The 21,231-nt window shown below is 38.5% G+C and carries 21 protein-coding genes (1 of these 21 only partly in view); 13 read left to right on the forward strand and 8 right to left on the reverse strand.

Annotation, left to right across the window (positions count from 1 at the left end; all coding sequences use genetic code 11):
- Nucleotides 1-68 precede the first annotated feature (68 nt).
- The 6 genes from mnmE to rpmH form a co-directional block, all read right to left on the reverse strand.
- A complete protein-coding gene (mnmE, locus tag BIV16_RS12870; RefSeq protein WP_075680501.1) occupies nt 69-1,445 on the reverse strand; it encodes a tRNA uridine-5-carboxymethylaminomethyl(34) synthesis GTPase MnmE in 1,377 nt (458 codons plus the stop codon).
- Nucleotides 1,446-1,542: 97 nt separating this feature from the next.
- Nucleotides 1,543-2,166: an RNA-binding cell elongation regulator Jag/EloR gene (gene jag / locus BIV16_RS12875; RefSeq protein WP_075680502.1), complete on the reverse strand. Its 624-nt coding sequence runs from the start codon at nt 2,164-2,166 to the stop codon at nt 1,543-1,545.
- 53 nt (nt 2,167-2,219) lie between these two features.
- Nucleotides 2,220-3,494 carry a YidC/Oxa1 family membrane protein insertase gene (locus BIV16_RS12880; protein ID WP_075680546.1) on the reverse strand — a complete coding sequence of 425 codons (1,275 nt, stop codon included), beginning with the start codon at nt 3,492-3,494 and terminating at the stop codon, nt 2,220-2,222.
- 23 nt (nt 3,495-3,517) lie between these two features.
- Entirely contained in the window at nt 3,518-3,727 is a 210-nt protein-coding gene (gene yidD, locus BIV16_RS12885) for a membrane protein insertion efficiency factor YidD (protein ID WP_075680503.1), read from the reverse strand.
- 20 nt (nt 3,728-3,747) lie between these two features.
- A complete protein-coding gene (gene rnpA, locus BIV16_RS12890; protein WP_075680504.1) occupies nt 3,748-4,092 on the reverse strand; it encodes a ribonuclease P protein component in 345 nt (114 codons plus the stop codon).
- A 43-nt stretch (nt 4,093-4,135) separates the two neighbouring features.
- Nucleotides 4,136-4,279: a 50S ribosomal protein L34 gene (gene rpmH, locus BIV16_RS12895; protein ID WP_075680505.1), complete on the reverse strand. Its 144-nt coding sequence runs from the start codon at nt 4,277-4,279 to the stop codon at nt 4,136-4,138.
- A gap of 653 nt (nt 4,280-4,932) precedes the next feature.
- Here rpmH and dnaA point away from each other — a divergent pair.
- The 8 genes from dnaA (at nt 4,933) to BIV16_RS12935 (ending at nt 15,896) form a co-directional block, all read left to right on the forward strand.
- Nucleotides 4,933-6,309 carry a chromosomal replication initiator protein DnaA gene (dnaA, locus tag BIV16_RS12900; protein ID WP_075680506.1) on the forward strand — a complete coding sequence of 459 codons (1,377 nt, stop codon included), beginning with the start codon at nt 4,933-4,935 and terminating at the stop codon, nt 6,307-6,309.
- Nucleotides 6,310-6,711: 402 nt separating this feature from the next.
- Nucleotides 6,712-7,824: a DNA polymerase III subunit beta gene (dnaN, locus tag BIV16_RS12905; RefSeq protein ID WP_075680507.1), complete on the forward strand. Its 1,113-nt coding sequence runs from the start codon at nt 6,712-6,714 to the stop codon at nt 7,822-7,824.
- A 24-nt stretch (nt 7,825-7,848) separates the two neighbouring features.
- On the forward strand, nt 7,849-8,064 hold the full coding sequence (locus BIV16_RS12910; protein WP_075680508.1) for an RNA-binding S4 domain-containing protein: 216 nt from the start codon (nt 7,849-7,851) through the stop codon (nt 8,062-8,064).
- Entirely contained in the window at nt 8,061-9,161 is a 1,101-nt protein-coding gene (gene recF / locus BIV16_RS12915) for a DNA replication/repair protein RecF (protein WP_075680509.1), read from the forward strand. Before BIV16_RS12910 ends, recF begins: the two co-directional genes overlap by 4 nt.
- A 68-nt stretch (nt 9,162-9,229) precedes the next feature.
- Nucleotides 9,230-11,152, forward strand: a complete 1,923-nt coding sequence (gene gyrB, locus BIV16_RS12920) for a DNA topoisomerase (ATP-hydrolyzing) subunit B (protein ID WP_075680510.1) — start codon at nt 9,230-9,232, stop codon at nt 11,150-11,152.
- Nucleotides 11,153-11,245: 93 nt separating this feature from the next.
- A complete protein-coding gene (gene gyrA / locus BIV16_RS12925) occupies nt 11,246-13,855 on the forward strand; it encodes a DNA gyrase subunit A (RefSeq protein ID WP_075680511.1) in 2,610 nt (869 codons plus the stop codon).
- A 167-nt stretch (nt 13,856-14,022) separates the two neighbouring features.
- Nucleotides 14,023-15,042, forward strand: a complete 1,020-nt coding sequence (locus tag BIV16_RS12930) for a putative ABC transporter permease (RefSeq protein ID WP_075680512.1) — start codon at nt 14,023-14,025, stop codon at nt 15,040-15,042.
- Between the two features lie 11 nt (nt 15,043-15,053).
- Nucleotides 15,054-15,896, forward strand: coding sequence for a fumarate hydratase (locus BIV16_RS12935; protein ID WP_075680513.1), 843 nt, complete (start codon nt 15,054-15,056; stop codon nt 15,894-15,896).
- A gap of 64 nt (nt 15,897-15,960) precedes the next feature.
- Here the strand turns inward: BIV16_RS12935 and BIV16_RS12940 are convergent, their stop codons facing one another.
- Nucleotides 15,961-16,863 (reverse strand): RsiV family protein, encoded by a 903-nt coding sequence (locus BIV16_RS12940; protein ID WP_075680514.1) that lies wholly within the window; start codon nt 16,861-16,863, stop codon nt 15,961-15,963.
- A 47-nt stretch (nt 16,864-16,910) separates the two neighbouring features.
- Complete coding sequence (locus BIV16_RS12945) at nt 16,911-17,405, reverse strand: RNA polymerase sigma factor (protein WP_075680515.1); 495 nt, start codon at nt 17,403-17,405, stop codon at nt 16,911-16,913.
- Nucleotides 17,406-17,654: 249 nt separating this feature from the next.
- Between BIV16_RS12945 and BIV16_RS12950 the strand changes: the two genes are divergently transcribed.
- The 5 genes in view from BIV16_RS12950 to BIV16_RS12970 are tightly spaced (at most 53 nt apart) and all read left to right on the forward strand, a layout consistent with a single transcriptional unit that may run on beyond the window.
- On the forward strand, nt 17,655-18,650 hold the full coding sequence (locus BIV16_RS12950) for an alpha/beta hydrolase family protein (RefSeq protein ID WP_075680516.1): 996 nt from the start codon (nt 17,655-17,657) through the stop codon (nt 18,648-18,650).
- 53 nt (nt 18,651-18,703) lie between these two features.
- Complete coding sequence (locus tag BIV16_RS12955; RefSeq protein WP_075680547.1) at nt 18,704-19,255, forward strand: Fe-S-containing hydro-lyase; 552 nt, start codon at nt 18,704-18,706, stop codon at nt 19,253-19,255.
- Nucleotides 19,256-19,293: 38 nt separating this feature from the next.
- Nucleotides 19,294-20,121 (forward strand): ornithine carbamoyltransferase, encoded by an 828-nt coding sequence (locus tag BIV16_RS12960; protein WP_075680517.1) that lies wholly within the window; start codon nt 19,294-19,296, stop codon nt 20,119-20,121.
- 42 nt (nt 20,122-20,163) lie between these two features.
- Nucleotides 20,164-20,505, forward strand: coding sequence for a phenylpyruvate tautomerase MIF-related protein (locus tag BIV16_RS12965; RefSeq protein ID WP_075680518.1), 342 nt, complete (start codon nt 20,164-20,166; stop codon nt 20,503-20,505).
- A 30-nt stretch (nt 20,506-20,535) separates the two neighbouring features.
- Nucleotides 20,536-21,231, forward strand: the 5' portion of a protein-coding gene (locus BIV16_RS12970) for a Gfo/Idh/MocA family protein (protein ID WP_075680519.1). 366 nt of this gene lie beyond the right edge of the window; only the first 696 of its 1,062 coding nucleotides appear in the window; it begins with the start codon at nt 20,536-20,538; its stop codon lies off the right edge, out of view.

Consider the following 21,231-nt stretch of genomic DNA (forward strand, 5'->3'; position numbering starts at 1 on the left):
TGAATTCTGTTTCTTATTTCACTTTCTAATATTTCTTTCAGATACACTATTTTTGACTTGGAAAATCTTTATTTTCCCATGCAGAATTTACTGAAAATCTCCTGCGCAAGGTCGTCTTCAATCGATTCTCCAATGATATTTCCCAACTCTTCATACGCATTCATTAGGTCAATCGAATAAAAATCTTCCGGCATCCCGTCCTCAATACTGCGCACTACTAAATTTAAACTATTCCTAGCTTCCTGTAAAGATGTTTTGTGACGAATATTTGTGATATACACTTCATCGTTAAATGTAACCTGACCGGAAAAAAACAGTCTCTTGATTTCCTCTTCCAAAAGTTCTAAACCGGTCTGCTCTTTTGCTGAAATTGGAATTGGCTTTATCGCAATGTGAGACATAATCTCTTCCGCTGTTGTAACCGGATTTAAGTCTGATTTATTTAAAAGAATGATTGCATTTCGTTCTTTCAATAGTTCCATAATCTCAAAATCGTTCTCATCCAGTTTTGTCGAGGAATCAACTACATATATAATTAAATCTGCGTCTTCCAGGTATTTTTTTGCTTTGTCGACCCCAATTTTTTCTACGACATCATCCGTATCACGGATTCCCGCTGTATCAATGATATTTAAGATAATACCATTTAGATTAATCTGCTCTTCTAAGACATCACGTGTGGTTCCGGCAATGTCCGTTACAATCGCGCGTTCCTCTCCTACTAACGTATTCAAAAGAGAAGACTTTCCAGCGTTTGGTTTTCCAACAATTACGGTCGAAATTCCTTCTTTTAACATTCTTCCGTTATCACTGGTCGCCAACAGCTTTTCGATTGCTGCCTTATTTTTTTCTACGATTTCTTCTAATTGCTCGGCATAACCATCCAGACTGATGTGTTCCGGATCATCTAACGCAGATTCAATATAAGCGATTTCATGCAAAAGCTCTGCACGAATCTCTTTGATTTTTTCCGATACTTTTCCAGACAACTGCTTCATGGAGCTTTTTAATGCAAACTCGTTTTTTGCATTGATAATATCAATGACGGATTCCGCCTGCGCCAAATCGATTCTTCCATTTAAAAAAGCACGTTTTGTAAACTCTCCCGGTTCCGCCGGTCTTGCACCATATTTTAAAACAGTCTCTAAAATTTTCTTCATGACATAAACACCGCCATGACAGTCAATCTCAACGGTATCTTCCCTGGTGTAACTCTTTGGTCCCTTCATGATAAGTAACATCACTTCATCTATCACTTCATCCCCATCACAGATAAACCCATAATGGAGCGTATGCGTTTCCATTTCCGTCACTTTTTTTTTGCTTTTTGCTTTAAAAATCTGATCCGTAATTGTCAAAGCATCATCACCGCTGATTCGGATGATTCCAATACCGGCACTTGTCATCGCCGTCGCAATTGCTGCAATCGTATCTGTTTTTTTCATTTCAATCCTCGTTCTATTGAAAAATTTTTATAGTTCCTCATTCACAAAAATGGGCATCCTAAAAAGGATACCCATCGATTGTTTCCTGTCCGTAGTCTTATCTTTTTAAGGTAACAACTACATGTCTGTATGGTTCTTCACCTTCGCTATGTGTTGTAACATAACGATCATTCTGTAATGCAGAATGAATGACTCTTCTTTCAAAAGGATTCATTGGCTCTAAAGAAACCGGTCTCTTTGTTCTCTTAACCTTATATGCGATATTTCTTGCAAGGTTCTCTAAAGTCTCTCTTCTTCTCTTACGATAATCTTCTGTATCAAGTTTGATTTTTACATAACTATCGGACTGTTTATTTACCGCAAGATTTGTGAGGTACTGTAAGGAATCTAAGGTCTGTCCTCTTTTTCCAATCAAAACACCCATGTCTTTTCCCTTTAATTCAACATTGATGTTTTTCTCATCATCCTCTTTGGTAACCAGAATCTCAACTTCCATACCCATTGCGTCGAATACCTGATTTAAGAAATCTTTGATGCTATCTTCAATGGTAAATTTCTTACGAACTTTGATAATCGCATCTCTTCTTGCGATTCCAAGAAATCCAGTGCTTCCTTTTTCAATTACTTCATATTCAATCTGATCACTTGTGGTGCCTAATTTTACTAATGCCTCTGTAATTGCATCGTCCACTGTTTTACCTGTAACTTCGATAAATTCCATATTAATACCATACCCTTTCACACAAATATTGTGTTTTCCCGTTAAAACCCCTGTTATTTGTTTTTATTATTTCTTTCGTTGAAGTCTTTTACCATATTTGCTTTTGCAGCCATACTTCCGGCTTTTGCATTCGCTTTTGTAGCTTTTGCCTTCTCAAGCTCTAATTCTTTCTGTGCAGAAGTAACGGTACTCTGCTTTGCAGTATTTTCAATCTTCTTTGTATTTACACGGGCTGCTTCACGAATCTGGTTCTCAGCAATTCCCATCTTTTCACGTTTTTTCTTTGCTTTTTCCTGGTTTTTCTTAATGATTTCGTCGAGGTCAAGTTTATCAAAATGTTTGTTTAAGAAAAACTGCTGGATGCATCGAATCACTGCACCGGCAATCCAGTAAATACCAAGACCAACTGGAACTGTGAAACACATTACCAATGAGAACAATGGCATGATGTTGTTCATCATCTTCATCTGGGCTGCCATCTGATCATTGTCTCCAGTAGAAGCCTGTGGCATCATCTTAATGTTTAACACCTGAGATAAATAAGAAATAACAGGTACCAACAATGCTGCAATAATCATTATCCACTGATGATTTGCAAAGCTGTCTTTGATGACATACATTGGTGTATCGGAAATATTTAATACAATAAACTTATTTACACCTTCAACAACACTGTGTGTTGATGTAATTAAATCAGAAAGGTTCGGGAATACATCCTTTAAGTTGTCCCATCCTGAAGAATTCATCTTATAAAGTACATCAACAATATAATTAGAAAGAACTGTTTTATCACTTCCGGTAAAATCAGCTCTTGTAGTTGCAAGAAGATTCATCTTCTCAACAAAGCTTGTCATGGTATTCTGATAACCATCTGTTGCCATAATACCATTTACCAAATCTAAATAATCTGCTTTTACACTACTTACATAAGCAGGAACGTTCATAAATACACGATACAAAGCAAGCAACAATGGCATCTGAATTAACATCTGCACACAGCTTCCCATTGGAGATACTCCATACTTCTGGTAAATCAACTGTGTTTCTTCCTGCATTGCCTGCATAGAAGCCTGATCCTGTTTTCCTTTGTACTTCTTCTGTACTGCCTGCAATTCAGGATTCATCTTCTGAGATAATTTCGAAAACTTCTGCTGTTTATAGGTTAAAGGAAACAGCAAAATATAAACTACAATTGTAAATAAAATAATAGAAAGACCTACATTATGAATGCCAATTGCCCCCATCGCAGTGTAGATGCCATTCATAATCCATCCAAGTACTTTTGCAATCGGTCCAAGTATTGCTCCGTCATATGCCGTTAATAAAATGTCTGTCAACTAAAATACCTCCATTATGGAACGGGATCATATCCGCCTTTTGAAAAAGGATTACATCTTAAGATTCTCCACAGTGCCAGTGCACCACCTTTTACAGCCCCGTATTTCTCCACTGCCTGTAAACCATAAGTTGAACAGGTCGGATAATAAGGACACTTTGTTGTCTTCATAGGAGAAATATACTTTCTATAAAATTTAATCAAACCAATTAGAATTTTTTTCAAAATGATTCCATCTTCTTTTTCTATCTATTCTTTGTTACATGATGAAGACCTCCAAGATGTAACAGCGCACTCTCAATTTCGTGATAGGTGCAATCTTTCGCTGTACTTCTTGCGATGACTACGATATCTAAACCACTATTAAACATGTCTTCGTGTAGTCGGTAACTCTCCCGGATCAATCGGGTTACATGATGTCTTATAACACTATTTCCAACTTTTTTGCTAACTGAAATACCTATTCTGTTTTTTTTCGATTCATTTTCCAATATGTACATCACGAGGTAACGATTCGCATAACTCTTCCCATTCCGGTACACATTCTGGAAATCTCTGTTTTTCTTTAATGATTCCGAATATTTTAACATATCATCTCTTTCAATAAAGAAGAAAAGACCACAAATATGTGGCCTAAGCTGATAATTTCTTTCTACCTTTTAATCTTCTTGCAGCCAATACTTTTCTTCCGCCTGCTGTACTCATTCTACTTCTAAAACCGTGAACTTTAGATCTCTGTCTGTTCTTTGGTTGAAATGTCATTTTTCCCTTATGCATAATTTCACCTCCTAATAAAGTTAAAAAACATCATTCTCATTTATATCAAAAAAAACGCGCCAAGTCAAGCAAAACCTGTACTTTTTTCTTATTTTCTAACATCTTCCATCTACTACCACTATATATATAATGAAGTAAATCTAACTTACCATATCTAGTGTGTAATTTTTCAACTGAAAAAAATTTTTGTCACTTTTCCACAAGCTACAAACCCAGTAATATCAACGTTTACATAAGTTATCCTCAATTTGTGGATAACTTGTGGATAAAAGTGGGATAATCCCTTTATAACTTGTTCAAAATGTGGTTAACTTATTGATTTTACTGGTCTATAACTCTTTTTCTTATCTTAACATAAACTGTTTAAAACTATTTTTCAAGCTCATATTTTGCCCATACAGAAATTCTTTTTCCACAAGGCTAGTTGAAAGATACCCACAAAGTTTTCATTGCTTATTCGAGCAAAATAGTGTAGGATAAGGAGTGTGGGATTTTATACGATGCCCACAGTATATATTTTTAATTGTATAGTATCAGTGCCAGATACTGAAAAATCAGGCATTCTACCAATACCAAGGGGTTAGTTTCGAAAAAATTACTTACCCTTTATTTGTGTTAGATAGACATCAAAAGTTAGAAATCGGAGTATGAGAATGGATAAGATTATCGAAAAATGGGATGAAATATTACAAACCGTGAAGACAGAACACGAGTTGAGTGATGTTTCTTTCGATACATGGCTAAAGCCGCTCAAAATATATAGCGTTCAGAATAATAAAGTCTATATATTAGTTTCAGAGGATCAACAGGTTGCACTTGGATATATTTCTAAGAAATATTACCTTCCTCTTAAAGTTGTCATTACTGAATTAACAGGAATTGATTATGAATTGGAATTTATTCTGCCGGAGCAGACAAGCTCAATTCCATCAAATAATGCTTCCCTTAAAAAAGAAACAACTGCAAGTAAAGCTGCGGTTTCTTTGAATGCAGAAAAATCAAACCTGAATCCAAACTATACATTCGAAACTTTTGTCGTTGGTAACAATAACCGTTTTGCACAGTCCGCTTCCCTTGCAGTTGCGGAATCTCCGGGTGAAGCTTACAACCCTCTTTATATTTATGGAGGACCTGGACTTGGTAAAACCCACTTGATGCACTCCATCGGACACTTCATCTTAGAGCGCAATCCGAACGCAAAAGTTCTTTATGTTACATCGGAAGAATTTACAAATGAAGTAATTGATTCTATCCGTAATGGTAATGCATCCGCGATGACCAAACTAAGAGATAAATATCGAACCATCGATGTTCTTATGGTCGATGACGTTCAGTTTATTATAGGAAAAGAAAGTACACAGGAAGAATTCTTCCACACTTTCAATGCACTGCATTCTGCCGGAAAGCAGATTATCTTAACTTCCGATAAACCTCCAAAAGATATGGAGACTTTGGAAGACCGAATCCGTTCCCGTTTCGAATGGGGTCTGATGGCTGACATCGGAACTCCTGATTATGAGACCCGAATGGCTATTTTGCGTAGAAATGTTGAAGCAGACAATATGAATTTAAGCGATGATATCCTAAATTACATCGCAACCAACATCAAATCCAATATCCGTGAACTTGAGGGAGCTTTGAACAAACTCCTTGCTTACTCGAACCTTGTCAAAACAGAGATTACCATGGATATTGCGATGAAGGAGCTCCAGAATATTATCATTCCGGACAAGCCAAGAGAGATAACACCTCAGCTGATTATTGAAGTGGTTTCGGAACATTTCCAGATTTCACTTGATCAGATGATTTCCAAAAATAGAAGTAATGAGATTGCAAGACCTAGACAGATTGCAATGTACCTTTGTAAAAATATGACCGATATTCCGCTCGATTCTATCGGTGCACTTTTAGGTGGACGAGATCACTCTACCATTATTCATGGTATTAAGAAGATTTCCGATGAATACGAATCGAACGAAACAACCAGAAATCTGATTGAAACAATTAAGAAAAAGATTAACCCTAACTAATTATGCCCTTTTGCGCCCATATCAGGCTCATAGAGAGCATTTTAAGGAGTTTTTGACGTTTTTTAATTATTCACATAAATATGTTTATAAACTGTTTAAAGCCTGTTTAAAGGCAGTTCAAAAACGGTGATTTTATCCTCATAGCATGTTGAGATGTCTTTTTAGGCACCGGTTCTTGTGGTTGACATAACATTTTTATTCACAAAGAATCCAAGTTGTTTCCGCAGGATTTTCACACAGTTATGAGACGAAAATTTTTGGACAAGCCCTTATGTTTAGCGGGTTTCAGAGGTTATGCACTTATAAACACCCTCTAAGAATAAGACTTTTAATTTTTTTTATTTTTATATTTATCTGGCTTCGCCCCGCCGTTGCCATTCACAGGAAGGAGTTATACACAACATGAAACTTATCTGTTCTAAATCAAATTTACTCCATGGTGTAAATATTGTTTCAAAAGCAGTTCCTACAAGAACGACCATGGCTATTTTAGAATGTATCTTAATTGATGCTTCTACAAATGAAATCAAACTGACTGCAAATGATATGGAGTTAGGAATTGAAACAAAGATTGAAGGTGAAATCGTAGAACGAGGTGTGATTGCCTTGGATGCTAAGATTTTTTCTGAGATTGTTCGAAAATTACCAGATAGCGATGTTGTGATTGAAACAGATGCTTCTTTCAAAACAACGATTACTTGTGAAAAAGCGAAATTTAACATTGTTGGAAAATCTGGAGAAGATTTTTCTTATATCCCTTACATTGAACGTAATGGTTCCATTAACGTATCGCAGTTCACGTTAAAAGAAGTGATTCGTCAGACCATTTTTTCCATTGCTGACAATGACAATAACAAATTGATGACAGGTGAATTATTTGAAATCAATGAGAATGAGTTAAAAGTGGTTTCTTTGGATGGACACCGCATCTCCATTCGTAACATTGAATTAAAAAATAATTACGAACATAAAAAAGTGGTTGTTCCAGGAAAGACACTTCAGGAAGTCAGCAAGATTTTACCTGGAAGTGCCGAAGAAGAGGTTCACATTTTCCTAACAGACAATCATATTGTGTTTGAATTTGACCAGACAACGGTTGTTTCAAGACTGATTGAAGGCGAATATTTCAAGATTGAGCAGATGTTATCTTCGGATTATGAGACAAAAGTGAAGATTAACAAGCGTGAGCTTTTGAACTGTATTGACCGAGCTACCCTTTTGGTAAAAGAGGGTGACAAGAAGCCAATCATCATGAATGTGACAGATGGAAACATGGAACTTAAGATTAATTCTTTCATTGGTTCCATGAATGAAGATATTGATATTGCCAAGGAAGGAAAAGATATTCTGATTGGATTTAATCCAAAATTCTTTATCGATGCCTTAAGAGTCATCGATGAGGAAGAGATTTCTCTGTACATGGTGAACCCAAAAGCACCATGTTTCATCAAAGATGATGATGGAAAATTCATTTATTTGATTTTGCCGGTTAACTTTAATGCGGCTTCTAACTAGGAGAATCAGAGAATAGGTGTAAAAATGATAACAGTAGACATTCGAGAAGATGAAGAATTCATCAAATTAGGCCAGGCGCTGAAAAAAGCCGGATTAGTCGGTTCCGGGGTGGATGCCAAAATGGTAATTTTGGATGGACTTGTCACCGTAAACGGCGAAGTGGAAATGCAGCGTGGCAAAAAACTCTATGATGGAGATGTTGTTTCTTTTGATGGAGAAACAGTGGAAATTAAAAAATGATCATCAAATCAATGGAATTAAAGAATTTTCGAAATTACGAAGATTTAAAAATTTCGTTTGATGAGGGAACCAACATTTTGTTTGGTGACAACGCTCAGGGAAAAACGAATATTTTAGAGGCTGTTTACATGAGTGGAACGAGCAGATCCCATAAGGGGAGCAAGGACAAAGAAATGATTCGTTTCGGTGAGCAGGAAGCACATATTCGTACCATTGTGGTGAAAAAAGAAAAAGAATACCAGATTGACATGCATTTGAAAAACAGTCGTTCGAAAGGCATTGCAATCAACCGGGTTCCAATTCGCAAAGCAAGTGAATTATTTGGAATTTTGAACATGGTATTTTTTTCACCGGAAGATTTGAATATCATCAAAAATGGTCCCGCAGAGCGCAGAAAATTCTTAGATGCAGAGTTATGTCAACTAGATAAAATTTATCTGGCTGATTTGACAACATACAATAAATTGCTGAATCAGAGAAATAAGTTGTTAAAAGACATGGTTTTTCGGCCGGAATTAGGAGATACCCTTCCAATCTGGGACATGCAGCTTGTGGATGCCGGAAAAAAAATTATCCAGAGAAGAAGAAAATTCATCCAGGAATTAAATGAGATTGTGCATGAAATTCACTATAAGATTTCCGGGGGAAAAGAAGAACTGTTGCTTTCGTATGAACCGAATATTGACGACAGCTTTTTTGAGGATGAGCTATACCGGAGAAAAGAAAGAGACTTAAAGCTCTGCCAAACTTCGGTTGGGCCGCACCGGGATGATTTGAAATTTTCCATCCAGGGAGTCGATATAAGAAAGTTTGGTTCCCAGGGCCAGCAGAGGACATCGGCATTATCGCTGAAGTTATCGGAAATTGAGCTTGTGAGACAGTCGATTCACGAGACACCGATTCTGTTACTGGATGACGTGCTTTCCGAGCTGGACAGTAACCGCCAGAATTATCTGCTGAACAGCATACATGATACACAGACCATTATCACCTGTACCGGTCTGGATGAGTTTGTTAGAAACAGGTTTCAGATAAATAAAGTATTTGAAGTAATGAGTGGAAAAATAGTCGAAAAAGATTCGATGGATCAGGATTGACAGCAGGTTTTTAGCAGAGAGTCCGAATGAGAGAACGTTTTGAATTTCCACTTGATAGGAGGAAGAGAATGGGCACTGAAAATGAATATGGAGCTGACCAAATTCAGATATTAGAAGGACTTGAAGCAGTTCGTAAAAGACCTGGTATGTACATCGGAAGTACATCCGCAAGAGGACTTCATCATCTGGTTTATGAGATTGTAGATAATGCAGTTGATGAAGCTTTAGCAGGATATTGTAAAAATATTGAGGTCACCATCAATCCAGATAATTCCATTACCGTAGAAGATGATGGACGAGGAATCCCGGTTGATATCAACCATAAAGCCGGAAAATCTGCACTGGAAGTTGTATACACGGTACTTCATGCCGGAGGAAAATTCGGTGGCGGAGGATACAAGGTATCCGGTGGACTTCACGGAGTAGGTGCATCTGTTGTAAATGCGCTTTCAACAAAGTTACAGGTAGAAGTATACAAAGAGGGAAAAGTTTACTTCCAGAGTTATAAGATTGGAAAACCGGATGAACCGGTAAAAGTAATCGGTGAATGTGATGCGGAAAAACACGGAACCAAAGTTACATTCTGGCCGGATGGAACCATCTTTGAAGAGACTGTTTATGATTACGATACCTTAAAACAGCGTTTGAGAGAGACAGCCTTTTTAACAAAAGGACTTCGCATCGTCTTAACCGATACCAGAGAAGGTTCTTCCCACAATCATGAATTCCACTATGCCGGCGGTATTAAGGAATTTGTCACTTACTTAAACCGCAGCAAAGAGGCACTTTACCCGGAAGTAATTTACTGTGAGGGAACCGTCAACGGAGTTTATGTAGAAGTTGCAATGCAGCATAACGATTCTTACAATGATGCAACTTACAGTTTTGTCAATAACATCATTACACCGGAAGGTGGAACACATCTTGCCGGTTATCGTAATGCGTTGACCAAAACATTTAATGCTTACGCAAGAGCAAATAAATTATTAAAAGACAATGAACCTGCTTTAACAGGTGACGATATCCGAGAGGGTCTGACCGCAATCATCAGTATCAAGATTGAGGAGCCTCAGTTCGAGGGACAGACCAAACAGAAGTTAGGTAACAGTGAGGCAAGAGGTGCTGTGGATTCCGTTGTAAGTGAACAGCTTACTTACTTCTTAGAGCAGAATCCTACTGTTGCAAAAACCATCTGTGAAAAATCTTTGTTAGCACAAAGAGCAAGAGAAGCTGCAAGAAAAGCGCGTGATCTTACCAGAAGAAAAACAGCGCTAGAAGGTACCGCTTTGCCGGGAAAATTAGCAGATTGTTCAGATAAAGATCCGAAAAACTGCGAAATTTACATCGTAGAGGGAGATTCCGCAGGCGGTTCTGCGAAAACAGCGCGTGACCGTGCAACACAGGCAATCCTTCCACTTCGAGGAAAAATTTTAAATGTTGAGAAGGCAAGATTAGATAAAATTTACGGAAATGCTGAGATTAAGGCAATGATTACCGCATTTGGTACCGGAATCCATGAAGATTTTGATATCAGTAAACTGCGTTACGACAAGATTATCATCATGACCGATGCCGATGTCGATGGTGCGCACATTGATACCTTAATGCTGACATTCTTATACCGTTTCATGCCGGAACTGATTCGCCAGGGACATGTATATCTTGCTCAGCCACCACTTTTCAAAATTGAGAAAAACAAAAAAGTATGGTATGCCTACACGGATGATGAATTAAACGACATTTTGACAGAGATTGGTCGTGACGGAAATAACAAGATTCAGCGATACAAAGGATTAGGTGAGATGGATGCCGAACAGCTTTGGGAGACAACCATGGACCCTGAGCGAAGAATCCTGAAAAAAGTCATGATTGACGAAGAAAATTCTTCCGAGATTGATTTGATTTTTACAACCTTGATGGGCGATAAAGTTGAGCCAAGACGTGAGTTTATCGAAGAAAATGCAAAATATATGACAAACTGGGATTTGTAAAATCTACAAACAAATGTAGTTGTATTATAATTGGCAGATTGATTAAGATTGCAGTGATGTAATCGATTTTATGAGAATGGAGACAAGGAATAAATGGATGACAAAATTTTTGATCAGATTCAGGACGTGGATCTGAAAAAAACAATGGAAACATCCTACATTAGTTACGCAATGAATGTTATTGCACAGCGTGCGTTACCGGATGTAAGAGACGGTTTGAAACCAGTACAGCGTCGAGTGCTGTTTTCCATGATTGAGTTGAACAATGGTCCGGACAAACCACATCGTAAGTGTGCCCGTATCGTCGGAGATACCATGGGTAAATACCATCCACATGGTGATAGTTCCATCTATGGTGCATTGGTAAATATGGCACAGGACTGGTCTACCCGTTATCCGCTTGTAGACGGTCATGGTAACTTTGGTTCTGTCGATGGTGATGGAGCCGCTGCGATGCGATACACAGAAGCGCGTCTGAGCAAGATTTCCATGGAAATGTTAGCGGACATCAACAAAGATACCGTTGATTTCATGCCAAACTTTGATGAGACCGAGAAGGAGCCAACGGTACTCCCATCCCGTTATCCAAACCTTTTGGTAAACGGAACAACCGGTATTGCAGTAGGTATGGCAACCAATATTCCGCCACATAACCTTCGTGAAATTATTAACGCAGTTGTAAAAATCATCGACAACCAGGTAGAAGAAAACCGTGAGACCGAGATGGAAGAACTGTTAGAAATCGTAAAAGGACCGGATTTTCCAACCGGTGCAACCATTTTAGGAACTGCCGGAATCAATCAGGCATATCGTACCGGACGAGGAAAAATCCGTGTGCGTGCTGTTACCAATATTGAGCCAATGCAAAACGGCAAGAACCGTATTGTGGTAACAGAGCTTCCATACATGGTAAATAAGGCAAAACTTGTAGAAAAAATTGCAGAACTTGTACGTGACAAGAAGATTGATGGAATTACAGATCTACGAGACGAATCCAGTCGTCAGGGTATGCGAATCTGTATTGAATTGCGCCGTGATGTCAATCCAAATGTTGTATTAAATCTGCTTTACAAACATACACAGCTGCAGGATACGTTTGGCGTTATCATGTTAGCACTTGTGGACAATCAGCCAAAAGTGTTAAATCTCTATGAGATGCTGAATTATTATTTGATTCATCAGAAAGACGTTGTCACTCGTAGAACCAAATACGATTTGAATAAAGCACAGGAGCGTGCCCACATTTTAGAGGGATTGCTTATTGCACTTGACAATATTGATGAAGTCATCAACATCATCCGAAGCAGCCAGAATACACAGGAAGCAAAAACTCGTTTGATGGAGCGTTTCGCATTATCTGATGCGCAGTCCCAGGCAATCGTAGATATGAGACTTCGTGCGTTGACCGGTTTGGAACGCGAGAAGTTAGAGACCGAATATGCAGAACTCATGGATCGTATCACAGAGTTAAAAGCAATCTTAGCAGATGAGAAGAAGCTGCTCGGTGTAATCCGTGAAGAAATTCTTGCAATCGCTGCAAAATACGGTGATGAGAGAAGAACTGCAATCGGATTTGATGAGTATGATATTACCATGGAAGACTTAATTCCGGTTACCAACACGGTTATCACCATGACAAAGCTTGGTTACATCAAGAGAATGAGTCTGGATAATTTCCATGCACAGAACCGTGGCGGAAAAGGAATCAAAGGTATGGAGACCATCGAGGATGATTATATCGAGGATCTCTTCATGACAACTTCCCATCATTACCTGATGTTCTTTACCAATACCGGACGAGTTTATCGTATGAAAGCATACGAGATACCAGAAGCTGGAAGAACAGCACGTGGAACTGCAATCATCAACTTATTGCAGCTTCAGCCAGGAGAAAAAATATCCGCAGTCATTCCAATCAAGGAATATACACAGGGACATTTCCTTTTCATGGCAACTAAGAATGGTATTGTGAAGAAAACACCAATCACAGATTATGAAAATGTTCGTAAGACAGGTCTTGCCGCAATTACATTGCGTGACGATGACCAGTTAATCGAAGTGAAAAAGACAGATAACGAACAGGATATCTTCTTAGTAACCAAATATGGTCAGTGTATCCGCTTCAATGAACAGGATGTAAGAAGTACCGGAAGAACCTCTATGGGTGTTATCGGTATGAACCTTGCAGACGGCGACGAAGTTGTCGGTATGCAGATGGAATCACAGGGAGATTCCTTGATGATTGTATCGGAAAAAGGTCTTGGAAAATGTACGTTAATTTCCGAATTTACAACCCAGAACCGTGGTGGTAAAGGTGTGAAATGTTACAAGATTACCGAGAAAACCGGAAACATTGTCGGTGTGAAATCTGTAAACAAAGATAACGAAGTTATGTTGATTACCACAGAAGGAATCATCATTCGTATCAAAGTTGCAGATACTGCCCTCTTAGGCCGTGTTACATCTGGTGTTAAACTGATGAACTTAGCAGATGATGTAACTGTCGCAAGTATTGCAAAAGTCAGAGAAGATAAAACTCTGATGGAAGAAAGTGATGCGTCAGAACTGGTATCGGAAGAAGAGGAAGCTGCAAGTGTAGCTGAGGTAGCAAAGAAAACAGCGGAAGATTTACAAGAGACCGATGACGAACTCATGAAAGATCTTTTAGAACGCGCAGAAGCTGACAAAGAATCAGAAGAATAAATTAAGGTTTACATAATTATAAAAACCTGCCACATTTTTAACATGTGACAGGTTTTTCCTTATATATAGTAGAAAAGAAAAAAAGGATTCCAAAAATAAATAGAATATTTTATAATACTTTTAAGATATGATATAGAAGAAAGACAAATGAAAAGTGAGGAAAAGACATGCCACAAAACTTTTATGAACTCGTATGGATCTTTATCATTTATGCATTTATAGGCTGGTGTACAGAAGTATCCTATGCCGCACTGGATCGGGGAATTTTTGTGAACCGGGGATTCTTAAATGGACCGTATTGTCCGGTTTATGGATGCGGTGTCACCATTGTCATTGCAGTACTGACGCCGCTAAAGGAAAATCTAATCATCTTATTTATTGGTTCGATTCTCTTAACCAGTGTTTTAGAGTACATAACCGGTTTTTTACTGGAAAAAGTTTTTCATAATAAATGGTGGGATTACTCCGATAAGCCATTCAACCTGCATGGGTATGTATGCTTGAAATTTTCGATTTATTGGGGACTTGCCTGTACGTTTGTCATGGATGTGGTGCATCCGATTATCTACAAGGCAATCACGGTGGTTCCGTTTAAAGTCGGAGTCGTCATTTTGTGTGTGATTATGACAGCATTTGCAGTAGACCTTTGTGTGACGGTGACAACCATTTTGAAGTTCAACAAGCAGTTGAAGCTACTGAATGAAGTTGCCGGCCAGATTCACAAGTTGTCCGATGAAATCGGCGAGGGCATTTATCAGAATGTAAATATGGTTGTAGAAAAGTCAGAAGAGTTCCAGGAGAACCATGCTGACATTGTAGAAAAATTAACAGAGACAAAAGAAAAAATTACAGATTTTCCATCCAATACCAAAGCTGCAATTACAGAGAAAACAGATAACATGAAGCTTGTGCTTGCAGAAAATTATATGGAAGCCAAGAGCGAATTTGAAGCAAGAAAAGATAACTTTACCGAAAAGGCAGAGAACTTGAGCGATTCTGTAAAAGAGAAGTTAAGACAGCGTGAAGAATTAAATAAAAAATATCAGGAATTGTTGGAGAAGAAAGACAAAGGAATCCGCCGTCTGGTAAAGGCATTCCCGGATATGAAACCAAGAGAGAATAAAGAAACTTTAGTAAAATTAAGAAATTACTGGAAAGAAAAAGAAGAAGAGAAAAAACAAAAATAAGGAGAAAGCAGATGCGAACCATAAAGACAAGCGAGATTACAAAGAACATCAAAGAAATGTGTATTGAGGCAAATCATTATCTTTCCAGTGATATGGATGAGGCAATGAAACATGCGGTAAAGACAGAAGAATCGGAACTTGGAAAAAAGATTTTAAATCAGCTCCAGGACAATTTGAAAATTGCAGATGAAGAGATGATTCCAATCTGTCAGGATACCGGAATGGCGGTTGTTTTCTTGGAAATTGGGCAGGATGTCCATTTTGAAGGAGATTTGTTGGAAGATGCTGTGAACGAAGGTGTCCGTCAGGGATATATCGAAGGTTTCTTAAGAAAATCCGTTGTAAAAGATCCATTGATTCGTGAAAATACAAAAGATAACACGCCGGCAGTCATTCATTATTCCATTGTTGCCGGTGATCAGGTAAAAATTACATTTGCACCAAAAGGATTCGGCAGCGAAAACATGAGCCGCGTGTTTATGTTAAAGCCAGCAGATGGAATCGAAGGTGTTAAAAATGCAATTCTCACAGCCGTAAAAGATGCAGGTCCGAATGCCTGTCCACCGATGGTAGTCGGTGTTGGAGTTGGTGGCACTTTTGAAAAGTGTGCAATTTTAGCAAAACAGGCACTTACCAGACCGGTCAATGAACACTCCACAATTCCATATGTCAAAGATTTGGAATGTGAAATGTTAGAGAAAATCAATCAGTTGGGAATCGGTCCGGGAGGACTCGGTGGAACCACAACTGCACTTGCAGTGAATATCAATACTTATCCGACCCACATTGCAGGGCTTCCGGTAGCAATCAATATTTGCTGCCATGTAAACCGGCATGTAGTACGTGAAATTTAACTACAAATATAATTAAACTCCGAGACAACCGGAAAATAATCCGGCTGTGTTCGGAGTTTTGTCATTATTTGCGGATATCTGCTAAAACATCATTTGGAATGGTGAAAGCAGGGCATCCCATATACATAGGGGCAACATCACCTTCATTGAATGCAATAACCAGTTCGTTGTCGGAATTTAAGTAAAAAGAAGTATCGTCCGTAATAGAGGTAAAATCCCATTCCGGCATATCGGAGTTCAACCAATAGATTTTATTGGAATCCGCATCCATCTGTGCCTGCATCTGGTTTTTAATCTCCTGGCTGATGACATCAAGGTAATTGCTTCCATCCTGGAATAAATCAGCGAGTTTCAGGCGTTCACCGGTTGTCAGGTCAATGGTGTAATAATAATCCCATTCCGCACTGCTTCCGGCAGACTGAAAACACATTAATTTTAATGTAAAATACTGATCTGTCGTTGCAATAACTTCGGATTTTACAGTCATATCCTGATAACCGTCTTCATTTTTCTTTTCTGCCTCAAATTCGTCGATGAGCTTTTCTGTGATGGATTGGATTTCACTGTTAATTTCATCCGCAGATTTTTTGGTTTTGTCAGCAACTTCACTGTTTTCAGTCGATTCCGTGGAAACTGCGACCTTAGGTACGGTAATATCTGCGGTATTATGGTCGTCTTCATATTGATAATCGCGGAAAGTTACGACATTTACAAGCTTTGACAGACCAGGAACCTGGCTCATGGCATAAGCAACACCTGAGGAGGTGTTTGGTAAAATAATAAAAACAAGGGCAACGGCTGCGGCGGATGCTAGTGTATTGCGCAGTATGTGAAGAGAGCGTTTTTTCTGGTTTTCTTTTTTTGCCTGGGCGATGGCGGCTTTCATTTTATCAAGTTGTTCCGGCGGCATTTCATGGTTTGGGTAATCCTGTTTTAATGCCTCAAATTCATTCGTTCTATTTTCCATAACATTTTCCTTTCTGACAGAGTGACTCTGTCTAAAAATTGTTGTGTTTAAGAAAAGACCCAGTCGTCTTTTAGCTGCAATTTTAATTTTTTCAGACTGCGGTAGATTCTGCTTTTTACAGTGTTGACATTTTCATCCATCAAAACTGCGATGTCTTCGAGTTTCATCTCTTCAAAAAATTTTAATTTTAATAAAATCTGTTCTTCCTCTGGAAGAAGTTCTAACGCATGCTTCAAATCAAGATTTTCGTAATTGTCTTCTGTCTGTATCTCAGATGTCACTTCGTCCAAAGACTCATGTTTTCGTTGTTTACAAAAAGAAAAAATCTCATTTAACATAATCCGGTATAGCCAAGTAGCGGCATACTCAATATTGTTTAAACTACAACTGTTTTTGATTGCCTTGTAAGCACCATTTTGTACAATATCTCCCGCGTCTGCATCGTTGTGTACATAACTGTATGCCAGACGATAATATTGATTGTAATTTTTTAAAAGTAAATCTTCCACGGTCTTGTCTTTTGTCTTTTGGTTTGTACGCATTGCCTGAAGTCTGTCCTCCTTTCGTTGTTCTATAAGTTAGACGGTATTAATCAGAAAAAAGTTTCAGCTTTTAAATTTATTTTTCAAAAATATTTTCCGGTTGTATTTGAAAAGTTAACTGTTTTTATTTTAGACGAATTTTTCAAAAAGAAATAGTAGATAAATGAATTGATTTGAAATAATGAATAGGATAGAATACAAATAGGAACAAAGCAGAGGGTTAAGCTATGGAAAGGTGAGGTTTATTTTATGAAAAAATACGTTAGTATGGTTACAATTATGGCAGCAATTGCGGTTTTACTGATAGCTTGTGCGAAGAATCCTTCGGCGCAACAGGAAAGTTCGAATGTGCCGCAAACGGAACAGCAAAGTGAACAGGAAACGCAGACAGAGAATGAAAAAGATACTGCAAAAAAAATCATCGAGGAAAGTTTTGCAGAAAATGAAATTTCAGAGTATGAACAAATAGATTTATCAACTTACGAAGAGCAGGCTGGAATGTCGCTGGATGATTTCATCAGTTACCGTTTTTTCTATGAAAATGATGGTCTTTTGATTGAAGGGTATTTCAGTGCACCGGTAAGTCTTATAAATGAGGAAAAGAAAAGTTCCTGCCTGATTTTTAATCACGGCGGAAATCAGGATTATGGAGCGCTCGATCCGGTACAGACGACCTATTACTCCTATGTATTTCACACAGTATGTGTCGCATCGAATTACAGAGGATGCGGAGAAAGTGATGGAACTGACACTTTTGGTGGGGATGATGTGCATGATGTTACGCATTTGATTGATGCTTGTGAAAAATTTAACTATATAGATTCTGATAAAATAAATATGCTTGGAATTTCCAGAGGCGGCATGATGACCTACGAGGCTTTGCGTGGAGAGAACAGAATTCACAAGGCGGTTGTGGTATCCGGGCTTGCAGACAGTTTTATGGAGTATGAGGAAAGACAGGATATGCAGTCGGTTTATAAAACATTAGTAGGCGGAACGCCAGATGAGATTCCAGAAGAATATGAAAAAAGGTCGGCGACCTACTGGGCAGACGAGATTGACACGCCGCTCCTCATTTTTCATGCAACAGGGGATGAAAAAGTTTCCGTTGCGCAGGCTGAAAAAATGGCAGATGCTTTAAAATCAGCTGGAAAAAACTGTGAACTTGTCACGTTTGATTCTAATGAGCATGCGCAGCTTCGCAATGAAGATGTTGAGAAAATAAAAGAGTGGTTTTTACAATAGAAAATAAAGTTGTATGGACTATCGTCATGAAAAGTATGACAGAAAGAGGAAATATGGACAAACACATTACAACACCGATTACGGCAGAGACAACAAAAGATTTAAAATCCGGTGATTACGTTTACATCACAGGAACGATTTATGTAGCGCGCGATGCAGCACACAAAAGAATGATAGAGGCATTAGAGCGCGGGGAAGAACTTCCAATTGATATCAAGGACAGTACAATTTATTATATGGGACCATCCCCGGCGAGAGAAGGCCGTCCAATCGGCTCCGCAGGACCAACGACCGCATCCCGTATGGATAAGTATGCGCCAACCCTGCTTGACCTCGGTGAGAAAGCCATGATTGGTAAAGGAAAAAGAACCAAAGAAGTTATTGATGCCATTGTCCGCAACCAGGCAGTTTACTTTGCAGCAATCGGAGGCGCCGGAGCTCTTTTGTCAAAATGTATCACAAAATCCGAGGTAGTCTGTTACGAAGACCTTGGTGCTGAGGCAATCCGTAAAATAGAAGTCAAAGATTTCCCGGTGATTGTGGTAATTGACCGTGAAGGAAACAACCTTTATGAGACAGCCATTCAGGAATACTGCAAATTATAAGGAATGATTCTGTTGAAAAATGCATGGAGACAAGACATATGAAACATCTGATTCGCCTTACAGACTTAAATGTGGATACTGTATACAAGATTTTTGAAATAGCAGATGAATTGGCACAGGGAAAATATAAAGATGCTCTAAAAGAAAAGACGGTTGTCATGTTTTTTCCGAATACGAGCATTCGTACCCGTGTGACATTTGAAAAAGGAATCTACCTTCTGGGTGGACAATCCATTCTTTTTCCATCTGAGACATTAGATAAAAAAGAAGATTTAAAAGATGTATGTGGGTATCTGAACAATTGGGCGGACATCGTCATCGTGCGCCATAAGGACATCCATGTTCTCGAAAAAATGGCTGACTATTTACAGGTGCCGTTACTCAATGCCATGACGGATGTCAATCACCCGTGCGAAATGTTATCTGATTTATATGCATTATCCAAAAGAAGAAAAGATTTCACAAAAGACAACTTTTTGTTTGTCGGAGAAAAAGGAAATATTGGTCTTGCGTGGAAAGAGGCGTCCGAAGTGATGGGATTTTCGCTGGAGCAATGTTGTGCGAAGGGATATGAGATAGAGGGATTGGTAACATACCAAAATATCTATGACGCCGTAAAAGGAAAAGATATCATCTGCACGGACTCCATTCCTCAAAATGAATTGGAAGAGTTTAAAGATTGCCAGGTCACAAAGAAAGCGATGGATAGGGCAAATGACGGCGCACTCTTAAATCCATGTCCTCCTTTTTATCGTGGGGAGGAAGTTTCCAAAGATGCCATAGAATCCGATTATTTTGTTGGATATGAATTTAAAAAATGCCTATTAGAAGTTCAACAAGCGGCAATATTATACAGTATAAGCTAGAAAATTTTTAAATAAAAAGAAGTCAGACGGGAGGAAAAACAAATGCCATTTATTGATTCCAAAATCACAGTACCGGTCACACCGGAAAAGAAAGAAGCCATCAAATCAAAGTTAGGCCAGTCCATCAGCCTTTTAAATAAGTCAGAGACCTATCTTATGGTTGGATTTGAGGACAATTACGATTTATACATGGGTGGAGAAAAGTTAGAAAAAGGTGCTTACGTGTCAGTCAGCCTGTTTGGAGACGCTTCATCCGCAGCTTATGAGAAAATGACGGGTGCAATCTGTGACATTTTAGCAGACGAGTTACAGATTCCGGGAGACAAAGTTTACGTGACCTATCATGGAGTGAATGACTGGGGATGGAACGGCAGAAATTTTTAATAGAAAAAGAAACAAAGAGGTGTATTTACAATGGAAAAAAAAGAATTAAACTGGGCAGTATTAGGTTGTGGTGTTATTGCAAATGAGATGGCACAGGCATTAGAGAAAATGGGAAAGCGTCTTTATGCGGTTGGAAATCGTACGCATGAAAAGGCAGTAGCTTTTGCAGAAAAATATCAGGTTTCCAAAGTTTATGATGATTTTTCCGAAATGTTTGAAGATCCGGAAGTAGATGTCATTTATATTACAACGCCGCATAATACACATCTTGAGTTTGCAAAGAAAGCAATTCTGGGTGGAAAGCACGTTTTTTGCGAAAAGTCTGTTATGTTAAACAGTCGTGAATTAGAGGAGACAGTGCGTCTTGCAAAAGAAAAACAGGTTGTATTTGCCGAGGCAATGACCATCTGGCATATGCCTATATATAAAAAGTTATGGGAGTTTGTACGTCTTGGAGAAACAGGCTCTTTTTCAATGGAAGAGATTGCAAAAGAAAATCCAGCGTATGAAATGATAGAAAGCGGAATCCCTGCGCTTGGAAAAGTACAACTCTTACAGCTTAATTTTGGAAGTTACAAAGAATACAATATGAAAAACCGTTTCTTCAATATGAACCTTGCAGGAGGAGCAATGCTCGACATCGGTGTTTATGCCCTATCCTTGACGAGAAGCTTCATGGCGAGCCAGCCAAATGCAATTATGAGCCAGGTAAAGTATGCACCAACA

Source organism: Roseburia sp. 831b, from assembly GCF_001940165.2.
Classification (GTDB): domain Bacteria; phylum Bacillota; class Clostridia; order Lachnospirales; family Lachnospiraceae; genus Roseburia.

What these genes read in the sequence shown, in the direction of transcription:
- mnmE (WP_075680501.1), bottom strand. Translation starts at nt 1,445, where the DNA reads ATGAAAAAAACAGATACGATTGCAGCAATTGCGACGGCGATGACAAGT.
- jag (WP_075680502.1), bottom strand. Translation starts at nt 2,166, where the DNA reads ATGGAATTTATCGAAGTTACAGGTAAAACAGTGGACGATGCAATTACA.
- rnpA (WP_075680504.1), bottom strand. Translation starts at nt 4,092, where the DNA reads ATGTTAAAATATTCGGAATCATTAAAGAAAAACAGAGATTTCCAGAAT.
- rpmH (WP_075680505.1), bottom strand. Translation starts at nt 4,279, where the DNA reads ATGCATAAGGGAAAAATGACATTTCAACCAAAGAACAGACAGAGATCT.
- dnaA (WP_075680506.1), top strand. Translation starts at nt 4,933, where the DNA reads ATGGATAAGATTATCGAAAAATGGGATGAAATATTACAAACCGTGAAG.
- dnaN (WP_075680507.1), top strand. Translation starts at nt 6,712, where the DNA reads ATGAAACTTATCTGTTCTAAATCAAATTTACTCCATGGTGTAAATATT.
- BIV16_RS12910 (WP_075680508.1), top strand. Translation starts at nt 7,849, where the DNA reads ATGATAACAGTAGACATTCGAGAAGATGAAGAATTCATCAAATTAGGC.
- recF (WP_075680509.1), top strand. Translation starts at nt 8,061, where the DNA reads ATGATCATCAAATCAATGGAATTAAAGAATTTTCGAAATTACGAAGAT.
- gyrB (WP_075680510.1), top strand. Translation starts at nt 9,230, where the DNA reads ATGGGCACTGAAAATGAATATGGAGCTGACCAAATTCAGATATTAGAA.
- gyrA (WP_075680511.1), top strand. Translation starts at nt 11,246, where the DNA reads ATGGATGACAAAATTTTTGATCAGATTCAGGACGTGGATCTGAAAAAA.
- BIV16_RS12930 (WP_075680512.1), top strand. Translation starts at nt 14,023, where the DNA reads ATGCCACAAAACTTTTATGAACTCGTATGGATCTTTATCATTTATGCA.
- BIV16_RS12935 (WP_075680513.1), top strand. Translation starts at nt 15,054, where the DNA reads ATGCGAACCATAAAGACAAGCGAGATTACAAAGAACATCAAAGAAATG.
- BIV16_RS12940 (WP_075680514.1), bottom strand. Translation starts at nt 16,863, where the DNA reads ATGGAAAATAGAACGAATGAATTTGAGGCATTAAAACAGGATTACCCA.
- BIV16_RS12945 (WP_075680515.1), bottom strand. Translation starts at nt 17,405, where the DNA reads ATGCGTACAAACCAAAAGACAAAAGACAAGACCGTGGAAGATTTACTT.
- BIV16_RS12950 (WP_075680516.1), top strand. Translation starts at nt 17,655, where the DNA reads ATGAAAAAATACGTTAGTATGGTTACAATTATGGCAGCAATTGCGGTT.
- BIV16_RS12955 (WP_075680547.1), top strand. Translation starts at nt 18,704, where the DNA reads ATGGACAAACACATTACAACACCGATTACGGCAGAGACAACAAAAGAT.
- BIV16_RS12960 (WP_075680517.1), top strand. Translation starts at nt 19,294, where the DNA reads ATGAAACATCTGATTCGCCTTACAGACTTAAATGTGGATACTGTATAC.
- BIV16_RS12965 (WP_075680518.1), top strand. Translation starts at nt 20,164, where the DNA reads ATGCCATTTATTGATTCCAAAATCACAGTACCGGTCACACCGGAAAAG.